General features: G+C 65.6%; 18 protein-coding genes. 12 read left to right on the top strand and 6 right to left on the bottom strand.

The genetic code is table 11. The annotated features are described in order from the left end of the window. Positions 1-11 precede the first annotated feature (11 nt). The gene (locus AC1DDA_RS22880) at positions 12-2,408 is read left to right on the top strand and encodes a transketolase-like TK C-terminal-containing protein (RefSeq protein ID WP_476797507.1); all 2,397 of its coding nucleotides are present in this window, start codon (positions 12-14) and stop codon (positions 2,406-2,408) included. A 45-nt stretch (positions 2,409-2,453) separates the two neighbouring features. On the opposite strand, the gene AC1DDA_RS22875 is transcribed toward AC1DDA_RS22880, so the two are convergent. After that, the gene (locus AC1DDA_RS22875) at positions 2,454-2,759 is read right to left on the bottom strand and encodes a hypothetical protein (RefSeq protein ID WP_441513942.1); all 306 of its coding nucleotides are present in this window, start codon (positions 2,757-2,759) and stop codon (positions 2,454-2,456) included. 116 nt (positions 2,760-2,875) lie between these two features. After that, positions 2,876-3,985, bottom strand: coding sequence for a hypothetical protein (locus AC1DDA_RS22870; protein WP_476797506.1), 1,110 nt, complete (start codon positions 3,983-3,985; stop codon positions 2,876-2,878). A gap of 452 nt (positions 3,986-4,437) precedes the next feature. Between AC1DDA_RS22870 and AC1DDA_RS22865 the strand changes: the two genes are divergently transcribed. The 3 genes from AC1DDA_RS22865 (at position 4,438) to AC1DDA_RS22855 (ending at position 7,169) form a co-directional block, all read left to right on the top strand. Further along, positions 4,438-5,472, top strand: a complete 1,035-nt coding sequence (locus tag AC1DDA_RS22865) for an aspartate-semialdehyde dehydrogenase (RefSeq protein WP_441513944.1) — start codon at positions 4,438-4,440, stop codon at positions 5,470-5,472. A gap of 144 nt (positions 5,473-5,616) precedes the next feature. Then, complete coding sequence (locus AC1DDA_RS22860; protein WP_476780437.1) at positions 5,617-6,549, top strand: DMT family transporter; 933 nt, start codon at positions 5,617-5,619, stop codon at positions 6,547-6,549. Between the two features lie 119 nt (positions 6,550-6,668). Then, positions 6,669-7,169, top strand: a complete 501-nt coding sequence (locus AC1DDA_RS22855; protein ID WP_476797505.1) for a histidine kinase — start codon at positions 6,669-6,671, stop codon at positions 7,167-7,169. 10 nt (positions 7,170-7,179) lie between these two features. On the opposite strand, the gene AC1DDA_RS22850 is transcribed toward AC1DDA_RS22855, so the two are convergent. Beyond that, positions 7,180-7,863, bottom strand: coding sequence for a TetR/AcrR family transcriptional regulator (locus AC1DDA_RS22850; protein WP_476797504.1), 684 nt, complete (start codon positions 7,861-7,863; stop codon positions 7,180-7,182). Positions 7,864-8,011: 148 nt separating this feature from the next. On the opposite strand from AC1DDA_RS22850, the gene AC1DDA_RS22845 reads away from it, so the two are divergent. From AC1DDA_RS22845 to bfr, 5 genes are all read left to right on the top strand, one after another. Then, positions 8,012-9,220: an HlyD family secretion protein gene (locus AC1DDA_RS22845; RefSeq protein WP_476797503.1), complete on the top strand. Its 1,209-nt coding sequence runs from the start codon at positions 8,012-8,014 to the stop codon at positions 9,218-9,220. Between the two features lie 21 nt (positions 9,221-9,241). Next, positions 9,242-10,828 carry a DHA2 family efflux MFS transporter permease subunit gene (locus tag AC1DDA_RS22840; RefSeq protein ID WP_476797502.1) on the top strand — a complete coding sequence of 529 codons (1,587 nt, stop codon included), beginning with the start codon at positions 9,242-9,244 and terminating at the stop codon, positions 10,826-10,828. Positions 10,829-11,064: 236 nt separating this feature from the next. Continuing rightward, the gene (irrA, locus tag AC1DDA_RS22835; protein WP_476780442.1) at positions 11,065-11,598 is read left to right on the top strand and encodes an iron response transcriptional regulator IrrA; all 534 of its coding nucleotides are present in this window, start codon (positions 11,065-11,067) and stop codon (positions 11,596-11,598) included. Further along, on the top strand, positions 11,595-11,882 hold the full coding sequence (locus AC1DDA_RS22830; protein ID WP_476780443.1) for a (2Fe-2S)-binding protein: 288 nt from the start codon (positions 11,595-11,597) through the stop codon (positions 11,880-11,882). Before irrA ends, AC1DDA_RS22830 begins: the two co-directional genes overlap by 4 nt. Before the next feature lie 130 nt (positions 11,883-12,012). Then, positions 12,013-12,504 carry a bacterioferritin gene (gene bfr, locus AC1DDA_RS22825; protein WP_441513952.1) on the top strand — a complete coding sequence of 164 codons (492 nt, stop codon included), beginning with the start codon at positions 12,013-12,015 and terminating at the stop codon, positions 12,502-12,504. Positions 12,505-12,632: 128 nt separating this feature from the next. Here bfr and AC1DDA_RS22820 read toward each other — a convergent pair whose 3' ends face one another. Next, the gene (locus AC1DDA_RS22820; RefSeq protein ID WP_441513953.1) at positions 12,633-13,325 is read right to left on the bottom strand and encodes a cold-shock protein; all 693 of its coding nucleotides are present in this window, start codon (positions 13,323-13,325) and stop codon (positions 12,633-12,635) included. A 325-nt stretch (positions 13,326-13,650) separates the two neighbouring features. Here AC1DDA_RS22820 and AC1DDA_RS22815 point away from each other — a divergent pair, with 325 nt between their 5' ends. Then, on the top strand, positions 13,651-14,265 hold the full coding sequence (locus AC1DDA_RS22815) for an N-acetyltransferase family protein (RefSeq protein WP_476797501.1): 615 nt from the start codon (positions 13,651-13,653) through the stop codon (positions 14,263-14,265). Between the two features lie 72 nt (positions 14,266-14,337). On the opposite strand, the gene AC1DDA_RS22810 is transcribed toward AC1DDA_RS22815, so the two are convergent. Further along, positions 14,338-15,045, bottom strand: a complete 708-nt coding sequence (locus AC1DDA_RS22810) for an AprI/Inh family metalloprotease inhibitor (protein ID WP_476797500.1) — start codon at positions 15,043-15,045, stop codon at positions 14,338-14,340. A 177-nt stretch (positions 15,046-15,222) separates the two neighbouring features. Here AC1DDA_RS22810 and AC1DDA_RS22805 point away from each other — a divergent pair, with 177 nt between their 5' ends. Beyond that, positions 15,223-15,606, top strand: coding sequence for a RidA family protein (locus tag AC1DDA_RS22805; RefSeq protein WP_476780446.1), 384 nt, complete (start codon positions 15,223-15,225; stop codon positions 15,604-15,606). Positions 15,607-15,624: 18 nt separating this feature from the next. On the opposite strand, the gene acs is transcribed toward AC1DDA_RS22805, so the two are convergent. Beyond that, positions 15,625-17,577, bottom strand: a complete 1,953-nt coding sequence (acs, locus tag AC1DDA_RS22800; protein ID WP_476797499.1) for an acetate--CoA ligase — start codon at positions 17,575-17,577, stop codon at positions 15,625-15,627. Between the two features lie 235 nt (positions 17,578-17,812). Between acs and AC1DDA_RS22795 the strand changes: the two genes are divergently transcribed. Continuing rightward, on the top strand, positions 17,813-18,946 hold the full coding sequence (locus AC1DDA_RS22795) for a DUF2235 domain-containing protein (RefSeq protein WP_476797498.1): 1,134 nt from the start codon (positions 17,813-17,815) through the stop codon (positions 18,944-18,946). The last annotated feature ends 3 nt before the right edge of the window (positions 18,947-18,949 follow it).

Genomic DNA, 18,949 nt, shown 5'->3' with positions numbered 1-18,949 from the left:
GGGCCAAATTCATGACAACAGATCAGCGCCTGCCGTACCTCGCCGAGCTGGAGAAGAAGATCCTCTGGCTGGCATCGTGGACGATCCATAACGCCAATCACATCCGCCAGAACGACGACGGCATGAAGGTGGGCGGGCATCAGGCCTCGTCGGCCTCTCTCGCCACCATCATGACGGCTCTCTATATGGCCGCGCTGCGCCCGCAGGACCGTGTCGCGGTGAAGCCGCATGCCTCGCCGATCTTCCATGCCATCAACTATCTGATGGGCCTGCAGACGCGCGAGAAGCTTGAGAATTTCCGCGGCTACAAGGGCGCGCAGAGCTACCCCTCGCGCACCAAGGACATTGACGACGTCGATTTCTCGACCGGCTCCGTCGGACTCGGCGTCGCGCAGACGCTCTTCTCCTCGCTGACGCAGGACTATGTGAAGGCGCATGGCTGGGCGAAGGATCGCCCCGAAGGCCGCATGGTCTCGCTAATCGGCGATGCCGAGCTCGACGAGGGCAACATCTTCGAGGCCCTGATGGAGGGCTGGAAGCACGGCCTGCGCAATACCTGGTGGATCATCGACTACAACCGCCAGTCGCTCGATGCCGTCATCCGCGAGGGCCTCTACGACCGCTTCGAGACGATGTTCCGCAATTTCGGCTGGGATGTCGTGACGCTGAAATACGGCTCGCTGCAGCAGGCGGCGTTCAAGGAGAAGGGCGGCGAGCGGCTGAAAGCCTGGATCGATTCCTGCCCGAACCAGCTCTATTCGGCCCTGACCTTCCAGGGCGGCGCGGCCTGGCGCAAGCGCCTGATGGACGATCTCGGCGATCAGGGGCCTGTGACGAAGCTGATCGAGAGCCGTTCCGACGCCGAGCTCTCAAAGTTGATGTGCAATCTCGGCGGCCACGATCTGCCGTCGATCCTCGAAGCCTTCGAGGGCATCGACCATGACCGGCCGGTCTGTTTCCTGGCCTATACGGTGAAGGGGTTCGGCCTGCCGATCGCCGGGCACAAGGACAACCATGCCGGGCTGATGACGAAGGAGCAGCTCGACGGCTTCCGCAAGGCGAACAACATCCGCCCCGGCCATGAATGGGACCTGTTCGAGGGGCTTGGCCTGCCCGAAAGCGAGGTCCGCGCCTTCCTCGACAAGGTGCCGTTCTTCTCGCAAGGGCGGCGGCGCTTCTCGGCCGCCAAGCTGCCGGTTCCGGACAGGCTGGAGGCCGGCATCCAGCCGTCGATGTCGACGCAGATGGGCTTCGGCAAGGTGCTCGACGATCTGGGCAAGACGGGAGGCCCGCTCGCCGACCGCATCGTCACCACGGCGCCGGACGTGACGGTTTCGACCAATCTCGGGCCGTGGGTGAACCGGCGCGGGCTCTTCGCCAGGGCGTCAATGGCCGACACCTTCAAGGACGAGCGCATTCCCTCGATGCAGAAATGGGAGTTCTCGCCGAAGGGCCAGCATATCGAGCTGGGCATCGCCGAGATGAACCTGTTCATCAACCTCTCGGCGCTCGGCCTGTCGCATTCGATCTTCGGCGAGCGGCTGATCCCGATCGGCACGCTCTACGATCCCTTCATCTCGCGCGGGCTCGATGCGCTGAACTATGCCTGCTACCAGGATGCGCGCTTCATGGTGGTGGCGACGCCGTCGGGCGTGACGCTTGCGCCGGAGGGCGGGGCGCATCAGTCGATCGCGACGCCGCTGATTGGCATGAGCCAGGATGGCTTGTGCGCCTTCGAGCCGGCCTTCGTCGACGAGCTCGCGGTGATGATGCGCTGGTCCTTCGACTACATGCAGCGCGACGGCGAGGGCGATCCGGACGAGCGGACCTGGCTGCGCGACGAGACCGGCGGCTCGGTCTATCTGCGTCTCTCGACCCGGCAGGTCGAGCAGCCGAGCCGCACCATGACGCCGGAGCTGGAGCGCGAGATCATCGACGGCGCCTATTGGCTCAGGAAGCCGGGGCCGAACGCCTCGGTCGTCATCGCCTATACCGGCGCGGTCGCGCCGGAGGCGATCGAGGCTGTCGGGTTGCTCGGCGAGGACCGGCGCGATGTCGGTTTGCTCGCGATCACATCGGCTGATCGGCTCAATGCCGGCTGGCAGGCGGCCGAGCGGGCGCGCCAGCGCGGCAACCATGCGGCGACGAGCCATATCGAGCGGCTGCTCGGGGATCTCTCCCGCGATTGCGGTATCGTGTCAGTGCTGGACGGGCATCCGGCAACGCTCGCCTGGCTTGGCAGCGTCCATGGCCACAAGCAGAAAGCGCTCGGTGTCGAGCATTTCGGCCAGACCGGAACGGTCGCCGATCTCTACCGGCATTTCGGCATCGACGCGAACGCGATCGTCCATGCCGCCAATGCCGCGTCGCCCGGGCGTCCGGTGCGCTATCTCAAGGCTTTGCCCTAAAGCGATCCGTCATGGTCGGGCTCGACCCGACCATGACGCGTTTCGTCAGTAGCCCGGCGTCGAGAAGGTGTTGGCGAAGGGGTTGACGCCGGCGCCGATGCGTGGGGGCAGGGCGCCTTCGCCATAGAACTCGCCCGTGTTGGAATAGACCGGCGAGGCGTAAACCTGTTGGGTGGCGTAGCGGTTCAGCGAACCGACCGGCACGACGTTGCCGGCATCGAAATAGCTGCGCTTCTGGATCGTGATCCGCAGCGGTGCGCGGCGGTTCTGCGCTTCGGCCATCGCCGCGAAGACGGTCGATGCCGCCAGGGTGATGGCGAGAACAGTGGCAACACGCTTGAACGGCATCATGGCGGCAATCTCCGGTAGTGGATGCACCCACTCCATGTAGGCATCAGAAATCCGACGCAAAGAGTAGCACGCCGTCGTTAACAATTTTGTTAGAACGGCGGCGTTTCGGGAGAGTGTCAGGGCTGGCGGCGATTCGGCTTGTCGCGACGCTTGCCGGGCTCGGCAACGGCGCGTACCGGTTCGGCGCTGGCCGTCTTCACCCGCAGGGCCGGCAGGTTGCCGTCGACATCGAGCCAGGATGCCTTGCGGCCGGTCGCGGAGAGACGCGGAGGTGCGCAGGCCGGCTCGCGATTGAGCTCGCTGCGGGCGAAGATGCCACGCAATTCCGGATCGACCGGGCCGGCGAGATCGAGCCGGTCGATCAGGCAAGCCAACTGCCGGCGGTCGCTCGGCTTCGATCCTGCGCACCACCACCCGCTCATGGCGAAGGTTGCCCCGCCGGGCGGCGAACGAAAGGCGATGCAGCTGCGGCTCTGCGTGCCTTCCCCGAGAACGACATCGGCTGTCTCCAGCGGGCCGAAACGGGTCTCGGTCGGGGCCGGCGTGCTGCTGCGCTCCACCGCCAGGCTGCGCTGCGCGGCCGCATGCACCAGGGCGACCATGAAGGAGCGGGCTCCGGGGGCTGCGCCATCTCCAGTTGCCAGGCGCAGCACGAGATGCGGTTTCGGCTCGGCGAAGCTGCCGAAACTCAACAGATCCTCGCGACGGCTGCCGTCCTGACTGCGCCGTGCTTCCAGGGCGGGCGCTTCCCGGCCGAGCTCGGACGTCTCCAAACTGAACCTCGCGGCGGGGCGAGCGATCGCGACCCAATCCTCAGCCGTAACCGAGCTGCGCGGCCGAGGCGGAGATGTCCCGGCCTGAGCCGATAAGCTTGCCGCAGCCGGCGCGAGGCTGGCCAGTTGGGGCGGAGCTTCGTCCTTGGCGGAAAGGCTGGTGATCAGCGCCGCTGTCAGACCGATGCCGCTCAGCGCGGCTGCGCTGCGCCAGGCAAGCGCCCCGGTCAGCCCGATCCCGCGCTGCGGCACAAGGTGGCGAGCGACACGCGCGCCCCGGCGGAAGGCCGCCTCGACGCGGTCGGCGCAAGCGATGATGACCGGGATGATGTCGATGCCGGCAAGACCCGCGGCGATGCTGCGGCGGAAGGCGACGGCGCGGAGAAGCCACGGCCTGAGCCGCCGAGGCCCGGCCTGCACTCTCAGGACCACATCGACCGATCGCAAACGCAACACGTAACTCCCGCGCCGCTGGCCTTGGCGCCCGAACCTTCAACGGGGCAGGCTGGCCGCGAAGAGTCGCCGGCAGGTTACCGCCTAGCGCCGATCGCTTGGCAGCGTGAACGACCGGTCAACGAGCAGGGTTAATGGCGGAGATTCAGGTTGGCCGTTGGGGGGAATTGACTTTTTCGCGCCGTGGGTGTTCTGACATGGCGCGGTGCAGCGATGCGCTGCTTGCGAAGTTTTGCAGCCCTTCGGGATTGGCTCTGTGACTGTCCGTCTGACGACGACGAAACTCACGACCAAAACGACGACCGGGAAAGCCGGTACGTCGCGCTGACGCTTCGCCTCGGTTCCGGGTCCATCTCCCCCCGGCGGGGGCAGATCGCCGAACCCGCCCGAGCCCGGCGCGGGGCGGCCCCCAAAGGGAGATCCGAACCGCCCTATCCGCAAAGGATCACATCATGAGCTTCAAGGTCGCAGTGGTCGGTGCAACCGGCAATGTAGGCCGCGAGATGCTGGACATTCTCGCCGAGCGCGCCTTCCCCGTCGGTGAGGTCGTGGCGCTGGCCTCGTCCCGCTCGGTCGGCACAGAGGTTTCCTTCGGCGACAGGACGCTGAAGGTGAAGGCGCTCGAGCATTACGATTTCTCCGACACCGACATCTGCCTGATGTCGGCTGGCGGCGAGATCTCGAAGATCTGGTCGCCGAAGATCGGCGCGCAGGGTGCCGTCGTCATCGACAACTCCTCGGCCTGGCGCATGCATCCCGACGTGCCGCTGATCGTGCCGGAGGTGAACGCCGCCGCCGCCGCCGGGTTCTCCAAGATGAACATCATCGCCAATCCGAACTGCTCGACAGCGCAGCTCGTCGTGGCGCTGAAGCCGCTGCATGACAAGTTCGGCGTCAAGCGCGTCGTCGTCTCGACCTATCAGTCGGTTTCCGGCGCCGGCAAGGAAGGCATGGACGAGCTCTTCAACCAGACCCGCGCCGTGTTCTCGGCCGGCGAGGTCACCACCAAGAAGTTTCCGAAGCGCATCTCCTTCAACCTCATCCCGCAGATCGACGTCTTCATGGAGGACGGCTTCACCAAGGAAGAGTGGAAGATGATGGTCGAGACCAAGAAGATCCTCGACAGGAACATCAAGCTGACCGCGACCTGCGTGCGCGTGCCGGTCTTCATCGGCCATTCCGAGAGCGTCAATATCGAGTGCGAGAAGCCTGTTACCGCCGACGAGGCGCGCGAGGTGCTGCGCACCGCGCCAGGCATCCTCGTCATCGACAAGCACGAGCCCGGCGGCTACATCACCCCGCATGAGGCGGCGGGCGAGGACGCGACCTATATCTCGCGCATCCGCGAAGATGCGACTGTCGAGAACGGCCTGGCCTTCTGGTGCGTCTCCGACAACCTGCGCAAGGGCGCGGCGCTGAACGCGATCCAGATCGCCGAGGTGCTGGTCAACCGCAAGCTGATCCAGCCGCGCAAGCAGGCAGCCTAAAGCAGACTGCGCAGCCCACCCTGTCCGGAAACCGGGCAGGGTCACGGGCAATGTCCACGCGCATGGGCGGGTGACCGTCTTTGCGTGTGAATATGCAGGGCAAAACGGCTAAGGCTTGAGCATCCCTGCCCGTGAACCGAGCCCTTGCCCAACGCTCCCCTTCCTGAGCAACCGGTCGCCCCTCCGCAGGAAGGCAGATCGCTTCGCATCGACAATTCCGCGCGCGGCATCGCGCTCTTGCTGCTCTCGTCGATTTTCATGTGCAGCGGCGATATCGCCTCCAAATATCTCGCGACCACCTTGCCCGCGCTCCAGATCACCTGGATGCGCTACGGCACGTTTGCCGCGATCATGCTCGCCACCGTCTGTTTCACCGGCGGCTTTCGGAGGATGAGCACGCGGCGGCCGGGCCTGCAGGTGCTGCGGGCGCTGGGCGTGACGATCTCCTCGATCCTGTTCGTGGCGGGGCTGCACGACCTGCCGATGGCGGACGCCACCGCCACCTCCTTCGTCTCGCCGCTCTTCGTGACGGCGCTCTCCATTCCCATTCTGGGCGAGGTCGTCGGCTGGCGGCGTTGGCTGGCCACGATCGTGGGGCTGATCGGCGTGATGGTTGTGGTGCGCCCCGGTGGCGCCGGCTTTCATGGCGCGTCGTTCTTCGTTCTCGGCTCGTCGTTCTTCTGGGCGTTTTCGCTGATCATGACCCGGATGATGAGCCGCACCGAGATCCCGGTGGTGACGCTGGCCTATTCCGCCACGATCGGCTTCATCCTGCTTTCGTTGGCGGCGCCGTTCAGCTGGCAGGCGCTCGATCTCAAGGCCGTCATGATCGGCGTCTTCATTGGCGGCATCTCGACGATAGGGCATATCTTTCTGATTCAGGCCTTCCGGTATGCGGATGCCTCGCTGCTAGCGCCCTTTGCCTATTCGCAACTGCTCTGGTCCTCGATCTTCGGCTATCTGGTTTTCGCAGCGATCCCGGATATCTGGACCTATGTCGGCGCCAGCATCATCGCGGCGTCAGGACTATACACGGCCCATCGCGAGCGCATCCGCGCCAGGCAGGTCGCCGGCTGACGGTCGGTAACCAAGGATCGCGATAGAGACTCAGCTTCGCCTTAGGATGCGCGGCATGGCGGCAATGTTGCTATAGGATGACGTTACGCCATCCGGCGTCTTCTTCCCAGGAACGACCTATGCCGATCCATCTCGCACGCGCGGTTCTCGCCGCCAGCCTTTTCCTGCTGCCCGGGCTCGCAAGCGCCAAGACCTATTCGATTCCCGATCCCAACCCCGTTGCGGTGATCACGATGCCGGACGATTGGGAATCCACCGAGATCGCCAAAGGTGTCGAATCGACGTCCGACGACGAAGCCGTCTACATCTCGGTCGAGGTGACGGAGCTGAAGGACGCCGCACAGGCCATCGCCGAAGCGGTCACCTGGCTGAAGAGCAAGGGCGTCGTCGTCGATCCCGCGACGCAGGAGAAGAAGCCGTTCTCCAACAATGGCATGGAAGGCGTCCAGGTGCAGTGGACCGGCAAGGACGAGGACGGCCCTACCCATGTCAGCCTGACCTTGCTGCAGGCCACCGAGACCAAGGGCCTCGTGGTGACCTACTGGGCCTCGCCCGAGGGCGAGAAGGAGAACCTCAAGGATTTGGCGTCGATCATCGACAGCCTGAAGGCGCTGAAATAAGGCGTCGCGATCAGCGTGGGGCCGGCTCGGCGCCGGTCCCGCGCCCATAGCGCGCCATGAACATCGCGATCGCCTCGCCGACGACGCGCTGGACCTCCTCGTCGCTCGGCGGCATGCGCACGGCATTGAACAGGCGTGGGCGCGTCAGCGTCGCCTGGCAGAGATCGAGGAACTGGACGGCGGCCAGATAGGTATCGTCGATCGCGAGCTTGCCCTCGGCAACCATGCGGTCGAGATAACCCGCAATCAGCCGCGATCCGAGCATCGGCCCGTTCTCGTAGAATTCCCGGCCGAGATCCGGCATGCGCTCGGCGACGCCGATGACGACGCGATGCGCGCTGACGGCCAGATCGCCATTGATCATTCGCACGATGCAGCGGCCGAAATTGCCCAGCGCCCGTACCGGATCGGAATCCTCGTTCAGGGCCTCGATGGCGCCGCGCTTCTGCGTCTCGCGCTCGCGCTGGATCAGCGCCACGAAGAGATGCTCCTTGTCCTGGAAATAGACGTAGAGCGTACCCTTCGAGACGTTCGCCGCCGCGGCGATGTCGCTCATGCTAGCTGCGTCGAAGCCGCGCGAGGTGAAGATTTGCAAGGCGCCATCGAGGATCTGGCGGCGCTTGTCCGGATCCGCGCCGGCGATCCGGCGGTTGCGCGGGCCCGTCTTTACCGGGACTTCAGAGGTTTCCGTCATCATACTCTGGCCCGACCTGCGGGCTCTGCATGGCAGCTGCGAAAAAGAATCGAACCAATCGGTTCGATTTGACTTGATATGCAATATCTCTCGCGCTATTTCAAGCGCAATCGAACCGTATGGTTCGAATTGACATGCAGGACGCACGATGTCTGCTGAAACCGCATCAGAACCCCGCCGCGACCGGCTGAAGCTGGTCGATGCCAAGGCCGAGACCGCCCAGCCGGCCGAGCCCGCCACCGCCCGCGAGGCGCGTGAAGCGCCGGTCAGGGACGCCCCGCCTGCTGCCGAGCCTGCGAAGGCCAAGGGCGGCAAGAGCCCGCTGAAGCGTGGCCTCATGATGGTCGCAGCGACTGCCGTCGTCGGCGCCGGCCTGTGGTACGGCATCGACTGGTGGCGGAATGGCCGCTTCATCGTCTCGACCGACGACGCCTATGTCGGCGCGGAGATGGCGACGATCTCGGCCAAGCTCGCGGCGAATATCGCAGCGGTCTCAGTGACGCAGAACCAGGAAGTCAAGGCCGGCCAGCCGCTGGTCGCGCTCGATGATGGCGACTGGCGGATCGCGCTCGACAGTGCCCGGGCCAAGACCGCCACGGCGCGAGCCACGCTGGCGCGCATCGACAGCCAGGTCGAGGCGGCGCGCGCCGCACTTGCCCAGGCCCAGGCCCAGCAGAACTCCGCCGAGGCGGCGGTGACCCGCACGGTCGCCGATTTCGAGCGCGCCAACAGCCTCGCGGCCAAGTCCTACGGCTCGCAGGCAACACTCGATGCGGCGACGGCTGCGCGCGACCAGGCGGTGGCTTCGGTCGCGAGCGCCAAGGCCGGCATCGTGCAGGCGCAGGCCAATATCAAGGTGCTGGAGGCGCAGCGCGTCGAGGCCGCCCGCCAGATCGACGAGCTCAAGGTCGCCGAGCAGAAGGCCGAGCGCGACCTCACCTTCACCAAGATCGCCGCGCCGATCGACGGCGTCGTCGCCAACACCAATCTGCAGCTCGGCGATCTCGTCAGCGCCGGCAAGCGCCTGATGTCGATCGTTCCGCTCGATCAGGTCTATGTCGATGCGAATTTCAAGGAGACCCAGGTCGGACCGCTGAAGGTCGGCGACAAGGCGAGCGTCACCGTCGATGCCCTGCCGGGCAAGGTCTTCCATGGCACGGTCAGCGGCATCGCCGGCGGCACGGGCTCGGTGTTCACGCTGCTGCCGCCCGACAACGCGACCGGCAACTTCACCAAGATCGTGCAGCGCGTTCCGGTGCGCATCGCGCTGGACAAGGAATCGGCCGGTCAGCACGTGCTGCGGCCGGGGATGTCCGTCGTGGTCTCGATCGATCCCCGTCCCGCCAGCCAGCGCTGACCCCGTATCGAGGAGGCCGCCATGGCCACCGCGACCCTGAATGCGCCGGCGGGAGCGCCGCCGGCGCCGGACGCCATCCCCCTACGCCGGATATTCGCCTTCCTGGCGATGGTCTTCGGCATGTTCATGGCGATCCTCGACATCCAGATCGTCTCGGCCTCGCTGGCGGAGATCCAGGCCGGCCTGTCCGCCTCGGCCGACGAGATCGCCTGGGTGCAGACGGCCTATCTGATCGCGGAAGTGATCATGATCCCGCTTTCCGGCTATCTCAGCCGGGCGCTGTCGACGCGCGTCTTCTTCTCGATCGCCGCAGCGGGCTTCACCATATCCAGCGTGCTCTGTGCCCAGGCCTCCTCGATCAACGAGATGATCCTGTGGCGCGCCGTGCAGGGCTTTATCGGCGGCGGCATGATCCCCGGCGTCTTCGCCGCGGCCTTCACCATTTTTCCGCCGTCGAAGCGCCCGGTGGTCTCGCCGCTGATCGGCCTCGTCGCGACGCTGGCGCCGACGATCGGCCCGACGGTCGGCGGCTATCTCAGCCACGCCTTCTCCTGGCACTGGCTCTTCCTCGTCAACGTCGTGCCGGGCATCGGCGTGACGATCGCGGCCTGGACGCTGATCGATTTCGACAAGCCCGACCACAGCCTGATCAAGCGCTTCGACTGGCTGGGCCTGGCCGGCATGGCCGCTTTCCTCGGCAGCCTCGAATATGTGCTCGAGGAGGGGACGCGGCTCGATTGGTTCCAGAGTCATGAGATCGTGCTCTTCTCGGTCGTGATGGTGTTCGGCGCCGTGTTGTTCTTCTGGCGGGCACTGACGCGCGACGACCCGCTGGTCGATCTCTACGCCTTCAAGGACCGCAACTTCGCCTTCGGCTCGCTGTTCTCCTTCTGCATGGGCATCGGCCTGTACGGGTTGACCTATCTCTACCCGGTCTATCTCGGGCGAATCCGCGGATACGATGCACTGATGATCGGCGAGACCATGTTCGTTACCGGCCTTGCCATGTTCCTGACGGCGCCGATCGCGGGGCGGCTCTCGGCCAAGCTCGATCCGCGCGTGATGATGATGATCGGCTTCGCAGGGTTCGCGCTCGGAACCTGGTGGGCCTCCTTCATCACCGCGGACTGGGACTTCTACGAGCTTCTCGTCCCGCAGATCCTGCGCGGCTGCTCGCTGATGCTGTGCATGGTGCCGATCAACAATATCGCGTTGGGGACGCTGCCGCCGCAGCAGCTCAAGAACGCTTCCGGCCTCTACAATCTGACCCGGAATCTCGGCGGCGCCGTCGGGCTCGCGGTGATCAACACAATGCTGAACACTCGCACGGACCTGCACATCACCAGGCTGCACGAGATGGTGGTGGCCGGCCGCGGCGTGGCGGAGGAGGCGCTCGCCAATACGGTGCAGCGCTTCGGCGACTATGGCGACGCAGCGCAGAAGATGGCGCTGGCCTTGATCAACCAGCGCGTCCACAAGCAGGCGCTGGTCATGGCCTTCAGCGACGTCTTCCTTGCCCTGACCTTGATCTTCGCGAGCCTGGTCGTGCTGTCGCTTTTCCTGCGCAAGCCGCCCAAGGCGGCTGCCGGGGGCGGCGGCGGTCACTGACCCCCTGGCCGATTGCGAGCGCGGCCGCCGGCCGGCCCCCGCTGCCCCGCGCCAGGTCTCGCAGACGTCTCCGAGCGTACGATTTCGTGATCGGCAAACTGTGGTTGCTGCCGGATGTCGCAGCCGCGAAGATTGACAACCGACGCCGACCTTGGCAAATATGTTAGTAATATCAGTAGTTTAGAGGATTTCTAAACTGCGCGGCCGGGCGACCGGCGTGGTGGAAGGCGTTATCGATGGGCGTTCTGACGAACAAGGATCAGGATCACAAGCCGGTGGCAGGCGACCATATTCCGTGGCCGCAGAAGAACCCTGCCTCCTGCCCGATCAGCTCGGTGAAGGCCCGTCTGCGCTCCGCCGGCCTGCGGCCGACGCGCCAGCGCATGGCGTTGGGCTGGCTGCTCTTCGCCAAGGGCGACCGCCATGTCAGCGCCGAGATGCTCTATGAGGAGGCGATCCGCGCCCGCGAGCCCTTGTCGCTGGCGACCGTCTACAACACGCTGCGCCAGTTCTCGGAAGCCGGCCTGCTGCGCCAGGTTTCGGTCTCCGGGCCCAAGACGTTCTTCGACACCAACGTGTCGGAGCACCACCACTTCTATAACGAGGACGACGAGACGGTCACGGATATCCCGGGCTCGACGATCCATGTCGCCGGCCTGCCGGAGGCGCCGGAAGGGATGGTGATCTCCTCGGTCGAGGTGATCGTGCGTCTGCGCCGCGCCGATGGCGAAGAGATCGAGACCAAGCGCGTGGTGGGCCATCACGCGTGATTGTTTGCTCCTGCAACGTTATCTCCTGCCGTCAGATCAAGGGCACCGTCGCTGCTGACGGCAGCGGTCCGCGGACGGCGGGCGAGGCCTATGACTGCCTCGGCTGCAGCCCGGATTGCGGGCGCTGCGCCCGCGAGGTGCGGACCCTCCTGGCCGAGGCGCGTGCCGCTTGCGCAACGCAGTGCCATAGCTGTGCCAGCCGCGAGATCGAATGCGCGGTGCATGTCACCGTGGAGCGCATGCTTGAAGGCATCGCCCTCTCCGAGGATGCCGCTGCGGCCTGAGTCGCTGCGGGCTTTTTTGCTTTGCCCGCTCGCATCGGGCGCGCAGCGAAGACGGTTTTCCCTCTTCCCTTCTGAGGCTACCCTGTCTACATTAGTATCATTCTAATGTAATTCATTGAGGGGCTCCGCCATGAAGGGCGATAAGAAGGTCATCGAATATCTCAACAAGGGGCTGCGCTCGGAGCTCACAGCCATCAACCAGTACTGGCTGCATTACCGGATGCTCGACAATTGGGGGCTGAAGGAGATGGCCAAGACCTGGAAGAAGGAATCGATCGAGGAGATGGTCCATGCCGACCGTTTCGTCGACCGTATCCTCTTCCTCGAAGGTTTCCCGAACCTGCAGACGCTCGACCAGCTGCGCATCGGCGAGAACGTCAAGGAAGTCATCGAGTGCGATCTCAAGGCCGAGGTCGAGGCGCGCGCCCTCTATCAGGAAGCGGCGAAGTATTGCCGTGACGTCGGCGACTACCCGTCCGAAGACCTGTTCAAGGCGCTGATGAAGGATGAGGAGGGCCATATCGACTTCCTCGAAACGCAGCTCGACCTGATCGAGCGCGTCGGCCTCGAACTCTACACCCAGAAGCACATCGGCGGTCTCGAAGGCGATCACGACCATTGAGAATGGCGCGGGGAGCGCGCCTTTGGCGCGTTTCCCGGTCTATGCTGCCGTTTGGCTGCTGCTCAAGCGAGAAAAAGAAAAGGCCCGCCATCGGCGGGCCTTTGACGTTTGGAGCGATCTGATTGGGGTCAGATGAAGCTGACGTTCGCAGCTTCCGGGCCCTTGCGGCCGGCGCGGATCGAGAAGCGCACGCGCTGCCCGTCGACCGGCGGCTGGAGGCCGCTGCGGCTCAGCGACGAGACATGCAGGAACACGTCCGGGCCGCCCTTGTCGGGGGCGATGAAGCCGAAGCCACGATCCGAGTTGAAGAACTTCACGGCGCCGTCGAAGGGGCCTTCGACCGGGCCGCTGTCGCGGTCCTGGAAGCCGCCGCCGCGAGGGCCGCGATCGCCGCCGCCGAAGCCGCCGCCACCGAAGCCACCGCGGTCGCCGCCGCCGAAGCCGCGATCACGATCGCCGCCGAATCCGCCCCGATCCCGATCGCCGTAGCCGCCACCGAAATCATCACGCGGCGGGCGCGGCGAGAAGGCGCGCGGAGCCGGCGCGGTTTGGGTCGCGGTGGAGGCATCGATCTCGTGAATCGCAACGACCTGGAGACCGCGGCGTCCCTCGCCGAGATCGGCGACGATGGTGGCGCCGGGCAGCAGGTCCTGCTGATCGAGCGGGCCGATCGCCGAGACGTGCAGGAAGACATCGCCCGAACCATCGGAGGGCGATGCGAAACCGAACCCCTTCTCGGGGTCGAACCACTTAACCTTGGCTTCGATATTTTCGTGCGTGACGAAAGGCTGGGCAGCAGGAGGCTTGCGACGATCGAACATGGAGCTTCAAGTATGAGTGACCGGGAGCACGCAACTTAGCTCATGCCGGACGCGCCGTCATCGGGGTACGTGCGAAATTATCGCACGACGATATCCGCGGTTGTAGTGCTTTTTTTCGTGGCATCCCCAGGCTGTGGAGAGCCTGTCATCATGCCTTTTCTGCATGATGTTTTGCGTTTCTGGCTTAAATCTTGATCAGACCCGGCAAAAATGCCGCAGGTCGGCGCCTTGCATTCGCCCGAATCCCGCACAATCTGGAGAACGCTTTAGGGAAGATACGCTCCTGGTCGGCAGTGCGCGCTTCGCGCTGTTCAGGAGATGATAATTGGCTCGTTCGAAACTCGCCGGCGTGAAGGCCGGCACCGGCATGATCCGGCGACTTTGGCCGACGGAACGCGATCTGTTGCGGGAGCATCTGCTACGGCTCGATCCCGTGACACGCCATCAGCGGTTCGGCACCGCGGTCAATGATGCCTTTCTCGAGAACTACGCGGCGACGACCTTCGGCGTGGGCGGACTCGTCTATGCCTATGTCGAAGACGGGATCGTGCGCGGTGCGGCCGAGCTGCGCGGTCTCGACGACATCGTCGCGCAGACCGGCGAGGCGGCTTTCAGCGTCGAGAGCGGCTGGCGCCGACGCGGTATCGGCACGGATCTTTTTCACCGACTGATCACCGCGGCGCGCAATCGCAGCATCCGCACGCTCTACATGACCTGCCTGCCCGGCAACGCGGCGATGCGCCGGCTCGCCGCCAAGTTCGAAGCGGATCTCGTCGGCGGCTACGCGGATGTGGAAGGCGTGATCATGACGGGAGGGCCGACACCCTTCACCATTCTCGACGAGGCGCTGGACAATGCGACCGGCTTTGCGACGCTCGCCCTGTCGATCCAGAAGAATTTCTGGCCGACGACCCTGCTTGCACGCGCGCTCAGACCTTAATTCCTCGTCGGTCGAATGCGGCGAGGGCGGATTGGCATCCTTCCGCCCGCGATCCCGATGCCGGACCGCCGATTACCGGCTGAGCGACAGCCCCGCACCGGACTTGGTCACTGCCCCATCGAGCGAGCTGGGGCCGCCGCGCAGACGGGCCGCAACGGTGCCGCCCTGCTGGTAGAGATAGACCTCGCCGTCGCGATAGTCCCACGCCGTGATCTTCTGGAGATCCCGATTCGCGCAGCCCGACGAGCTGGCGCGATAGAGATCGAGCGTCGGCGTGCTTGACAGCTGAATCCGGCAGGAGCCGCCGGTCGCCTCCCGTGCCGTCCAGCCGCCGACCATGCCGTCGCGGCTTCCGGCCGCGCGCGGCGCGGTGGCGCTTGAGCCGAGCCCCGCGACCTGGTTGCTGCTGCCGCGCAGGCCGGGCGACTGCTCCGGCTGGCCTGTCGGCGGCAAGGGCTGGCCGCCGGGCGGCAGCGGCTGGCCCTGCGGCGCGCCGGCGCCGGGATTGAAGAACGGGTCCTGCGGCGCGGGCAGGCCACCGCCTGCCGACGGGGAAGCGGAGGCCATCGGAGAGCCGGGGGGCGGCGGCAGCGGCTCCGACGTGATCGGTGCCGAGCTGACCGGAGGCGCGGAAGGCAGCACCGGCTGACCGTAGGATGGCGAATTCATCACCGGGCCGGTGAAGCGTTGAGAACCTGCGCAGGCGGTCAGAACCAGCAGAGGCAGAAGGGCGGCCGCGCGGGCGAGGGCGGCAGGCGTGGCAATCTTCGTCGTCGTCATGCGGCGCGGGTTCCGATCTCGGTCAGCCGAACTTTGCGTCATTAACACAGGAACGCAATGAACGCGGCATGAGCATGATCTAGCGCAGGCCGGGCGCGATGCGAACCCGTCACCGATGCTCTGGTTCCAACAGATGTGGGCAGGCATAGTCCGGGCGATTCCCGGAGACCTCGCGATATGAAGCCGCTCAACCCCGCCGCGATTGCGCCGCCCTTCGCCCGTTACAGCCATGGTATGGAATTGCCGGTGGGCAAGCGGCTCGTCTTCTGCTCCGGCCAGCTCGGGATCGCCGCCGATGGGAGCGTACCCGAGGATGTCCGGGCGCAGGCCGACCTGTGCTTTGCCAATATCGCAGCGATTCTGGCCGAGGCCGGGATGACGCTAGCTGACATCGTGCGGGTCAATGCCTATGTCACCGACCGCGCCTACATGAAGGGCTATATGGAATCCCGCGACGGCCATGTCGGCGCGCCGCCGCCGGCTTCGACCCTGATGATCGTCTCGGGCTTCACCCGGCCGGAATTCAAGGTCGAGATCGAAGTGGTGGCGGCTGCCCATTGAGCGCCGCCACCAAAGGCATCAGCCCGCTTTGCGCTTGTTCTGGCGGTTCTCGATAAGGTCGTCGACGACGGCGGGGTCGGCCAGCGTCGAGGTGTCGCCGAGCGCGCCGAATTCGTCCTCGGCGATCTTGCGCAGGATGCGGCGCATGATCTTGCCGGAGCGCGTCTTGGGCAGGCCGGGCGCGAACTGGATCAGGTCCGGCGAGGCGATCGGGCCGATCTCGTTGCGGACATAGGCGACGAGTTCCTTGCGCAGCGTGTCGCTGGGCTGTTCGCCGGCCATCAGGGTGACATAGGCATAGATGCCCTGGCCCTTGATGTCGTGCGGATAGCCGACGACCGCAGCCTCTGAGACCGAGGGATGCGCGACAAGGGCCGATTCGACCTCGGCCGTGCCCATGCGGTGACCGGAGACGTTGATGACGTCGTCGACGCGGCCGGTGATCCAGTAATAGCCGTCGGCGTCGCGCCGGCAGCCGTCGCCGGTGAAGTACTTGTTCGCGTAGGTCGCGAAATAGGTATCCATGAAGCGCTGATGGTCGCCATAGACCGTGCGCATCTGGCCGGGCCAGCTGTCCGCGATGACGAGGTTGCCCTCGCAAGCACCTTCCTGCACCAGGCCGGCAGCATCGACGATCTCGGGCTTGACGCCGAAGAAGGGCCGGGTGGCCGAGCCGGGCTTGAGCTTGGTGGCGCCCGGCAGCGGCGTGATCAGGATGCCGCCGGTCTCGGTCTGCCACCAGGTGTCGACGATCGGGCAGCGGCGGTCGCCGACGACACGGTGATACCACTCCCAGGCTTCCGGATTGATCGGCTCCCCGACCGAGCCGAGCAGGCGCAGCGAGGCGCGGCTGGTCTTCTTCACCGGCTCCTCGCCGGCGCCCATGAGCGAGCGGATCGCGGTCGGCGCGGTGTAGAAGGTGTTGACCTTGTGCTTGTCGATCACCTCCCAGAAGCGGGAGATCGACGGATAGGTCGGGATGCCCTCGAACATCAGCGTCGTCGCGCCATTCGCGAGCGGGCCATAGAGGATGTAGCTGTGGCCGGTCACCCAGCCGACGTCGGCGGTGCACCAATAGACGTCGCCGTCATGGTAGTCGAAGACGTATTGGTGGGTGATGGCGGCGTAGACCAGATAGCCGGCCGTGGTGTGCAGAACGCCCTTCGGCTTGCCGGTCGAGCCCGAGGTGTAGAGCAGGAAGAGCGGGTCCTCCGCATTCATCTCGGCCGCCGGGCAATCGCCGGAAACCTTGGCGGCTTCGTCGTGATACCAGACGTCGCGGCCGTCCTTCATCGCGACATTGCCGCCGGTGCGCTTGACGACGATGACGGTGCCGATGCCGCCCTTCACCTTGTCGTCGGCGAGGTCCACGTTCTTCTTGAGCGGGACCGAGCGGCCGCCGCGCAGGCCTTCATCGGCAGTAATGACGATCTTGGAATCGGAATCCTCGATGCGGCTCGCCAGCGAATCGGGCGAGAAGCCGCCGAAGACCACCGAATGGACAGCGCCGATGCGCGCGCAGGCGAGCATGGCATAGGCCGCCTCGGGGATCATCGGCAGGTAGATGGTGACGCGGTCTCCCTTCGCGACGCCATGTGCCTTGAGCACGTTCGCGAACTTGCAGACCTCGGCATGGAGCTGGCCGTAGGTGATCGTCTTCGACTCGGCAGGGTTGTCGCCTTCCCAGATGATCGCGGTCTGGTCGGCGCGCGTGGCGAGGTGCCGGTCGACGCAGTTATGGGCGACATTGGTGGTGCCGTCCTCGAACCATTTGATCGAGACCTTGCCCGGCTCGTAGCTGGTGTTCTTGACCTTGGTGTAGGGCTTGAACCAGTTGATCCGCTTGCCGTGCTCGCCCCAGAATTTCTCGGGATCCGCGACCGAGGCCGCATACATCTCCTGATAGCGAGCGTTGTCGACCCAGGCCTTCTCGGACCAGCCGGCGGGCACGTCGTAGATCGTATCGGACATTCGGGTGTCTCCCCAGACTTAGGCCGTCTGTGTTGCGTTGGTCCCTCGGCTCTCGCGAGCTGTCGGGGACATCGCTTCCTTTGAATTCCGCGCATCATAGGATGCGAGCACGGCGCGGCAACCCATTGTGCGTCGCACTTTCGTGGCAGGGGCAGGCGCTGGAAGCATGGTTCCGGGCCAAATTGTCCCCGGAGCGTCTCATCACATGGTAGGGTGCGGGGGCAGGAGGGGCTCCATGGCGCGCAATGTCTGCATCTTCTCGGATGGGACGGGGCAGGCCGGAGGCGCGAACCCGATCAACTGGACGAGCATCTATCGCCTGTTCATAGCGACGCGGGAGGTCGATCCCGCCCGCCAGATCTGCTTCTACGACCCCGGCCTTGGCTCCAATCCCGACGAGGGCGAGATTCGCGGGCCGTTTCGGCGCTTCAAGGACCTCCTCGCCCAGGCAACAGGATACGGCATCACCGACAACATCATCGACTGCTACGCCGCGCTGCTCTGCGCCTACAGGCCGGGCGACCGCATCTTCCTGTTCGGCTTCAGCCGCGGCGCCTACACGGTGCGCAGCCTCGGCGGGGTGCTTGCGCTCTGCGGTGTGCCGGGCGGCTTTATCAATGTCCTGCGCTGGGACGGCTTCACCGACGCGATTCAGGCGCGCGAGGTGCGGGCGCTTGCGGCCAGCGCGGTGAAGGATGTCTACATGATCCGCGACCGCGCAGCGCGGATCGAGGCCGCGGCGGCGTTCCGGCAACGCCATGCCACCCAGCCGGCGCCCCCCTTCTTCGTCGGCGTCTGGGATACGGTGCGCGCGCTCGGCCTGCCGGCTATTGGTAGCCTGCCGGGTCGCCACAAATTCCATGACGCGATCCTCAACCGGCAGGTCGCCCATGGCCGCCAGGCGCTCGCCATCGACGAGAACCGGCAGGTCTTCGCGCCCGAGCTCTGGGACGAGACGCAGGCGCCGCCGGGACAAATCAGACAGGTCTGGTTTGCCGGCGTGCATACCGACATCGGCGGCGGCTATGGCCTGCAGATGGGGCTGTCCGACCTGACGCTCGGCTGGATGATCGCGGAAGCGCGAGCGGCCATGCCTCCGCTCATGGTCGAGCCGGGGTTGGTCGCCGAGCTCAGACCGGATGCGCTCGGCCTGCAGCATGACGAGCGCAAGACATCGTGGCTGCCCTGGAGCGAGGGCACGCGGGAGAGTTTCGTGCTGCACGGGTTCCAGCCGCAGCCGGCACGGATGGCGCCGGCCGTCGAGACGCGCCTGCAGGCGCAGGCGGTGCCGATCCTCGATGAGAAGCTGCCCTATAGGCCACGGGCCCTGGCGACCTATCCGCCCTTTGCCGGATACTATCGCGGCTGAGCG

The organism is Allobosea sp. 10N428, assembly GCF_056394545.1.
The sequence above is the reverse complement of the archived record's forward strand: the minus strand, read 5'-3'. Positions and strand labels throughout refer to the sequence as shown.

What these genes read in the sequence shown, in the direction of transcription:
- AC1DDA_RS22875 (WP_441513942.1), bottom strand. Translation starts at nt 2,759, where the DNA reads ATGATGCCGTTCAAGCGTGTTGCCACTGTTCTCGCCATCACCCTGGCG.
- AC1DDA_RS22880 (WP_476797507.1), top strand. Translation starts at nt 12, where the DNA reads ATGACAACAGATCAGCGCCTGCCGTACCTCGCCGAGCTGGAGAAGAAG.
- acs (WP_476797499.1), bottom strand. Translation starts at nt 17,577, where the DNA reads ATGTCCGATACGATCTACGACGTGCCCGCCGGCTGGTCCGAGAAGGCC.
- AC1DDA_RS22850 (WP_476797504.1), bottom strand. Translation starts at nt 7,863, where the DNA reads ATGACGGAAACCTCTGAAGTCCCGGTAAAGACGGGCCCGCGCAACCGC.
- AC1DDA_RS22795 (WP_476797498.1), top strand. Translation starts at nt 17,813, where the DNA reads ATGGCGCGCAATGTCTGCATCTTCTCGGATGGGACGGGGCAGGCCGGA.
- AC1DDA_RS22840 (WP_476797502.1), top strand. Translation starts at nt 9,242, where the DNA reads ATGGCCACCGCGACCCTGAATGCGCCGGCGGGAGCGCCGCCGGCGCCG.
- AC1DDA_RS22820 (WP_441513953.1), bottom strand. Translation starts at nt 13,325, where the DNA reads ATGTTCGATCGTCGCAAGCCTCCTGCTGCCCAGCCTTTCGTCACGCAC.
- AC1DDA_RS22865 (WP_441513944.1), top strand. Translation starts at nt 4,438, where the DNA reads ATGAGCTTCAAGGTCGCAGTGGTCGGTGCAACCGGCAATGTAGGCCGC.
- AC1DDA_RS22810 (WP_476797500.1), bottom strand. Translation starts at nt 15,045, where the DNA reads ATGACGACGACGAAGATTGCCACGCCTGCCGCCCTCGCCCGCGCGGCC.
- irrA (WP_476780442.1), top strand. Translation starts at nt 11,065, where the DNA reads ATGGGCGTTCTGACGAACAAGGATCAGGATCACAAGCCGGTGGCAGGC.
- AC1DDA_RS22855 (WP_476797505.1), top strand. Translation starts at nt 6,669, where the DNA reads ATGCCGATCCATCTCGCACGCGCGGTTCTCGCCGCCAGCCTTTTCCTG.
- AC1DDA_RS22845 (WP_476797503.1), top strand. Translation starts at nt 8,012, where the DNA reads ATGTCTGCTGAAACCGCATCAGAACCCCGCCGCGACCGGCTGAAGCTG.
- bfr (WP_441513952.1), top strand. Translation starts at nt 12,013, where the DNA reads ATGAAGGGCGATAAGAAGGTCATCGAATATCTCAACAAGGGGCTGCGC.
- AC1DDA_RS22805 (WP_476780446.1), top strand. Translation starts at nt 15,223, where the DNA reads ATGAAGCCGCTCAACCCCGCCGCGATTGCGCCGCCCTTCGCCCGTTAC.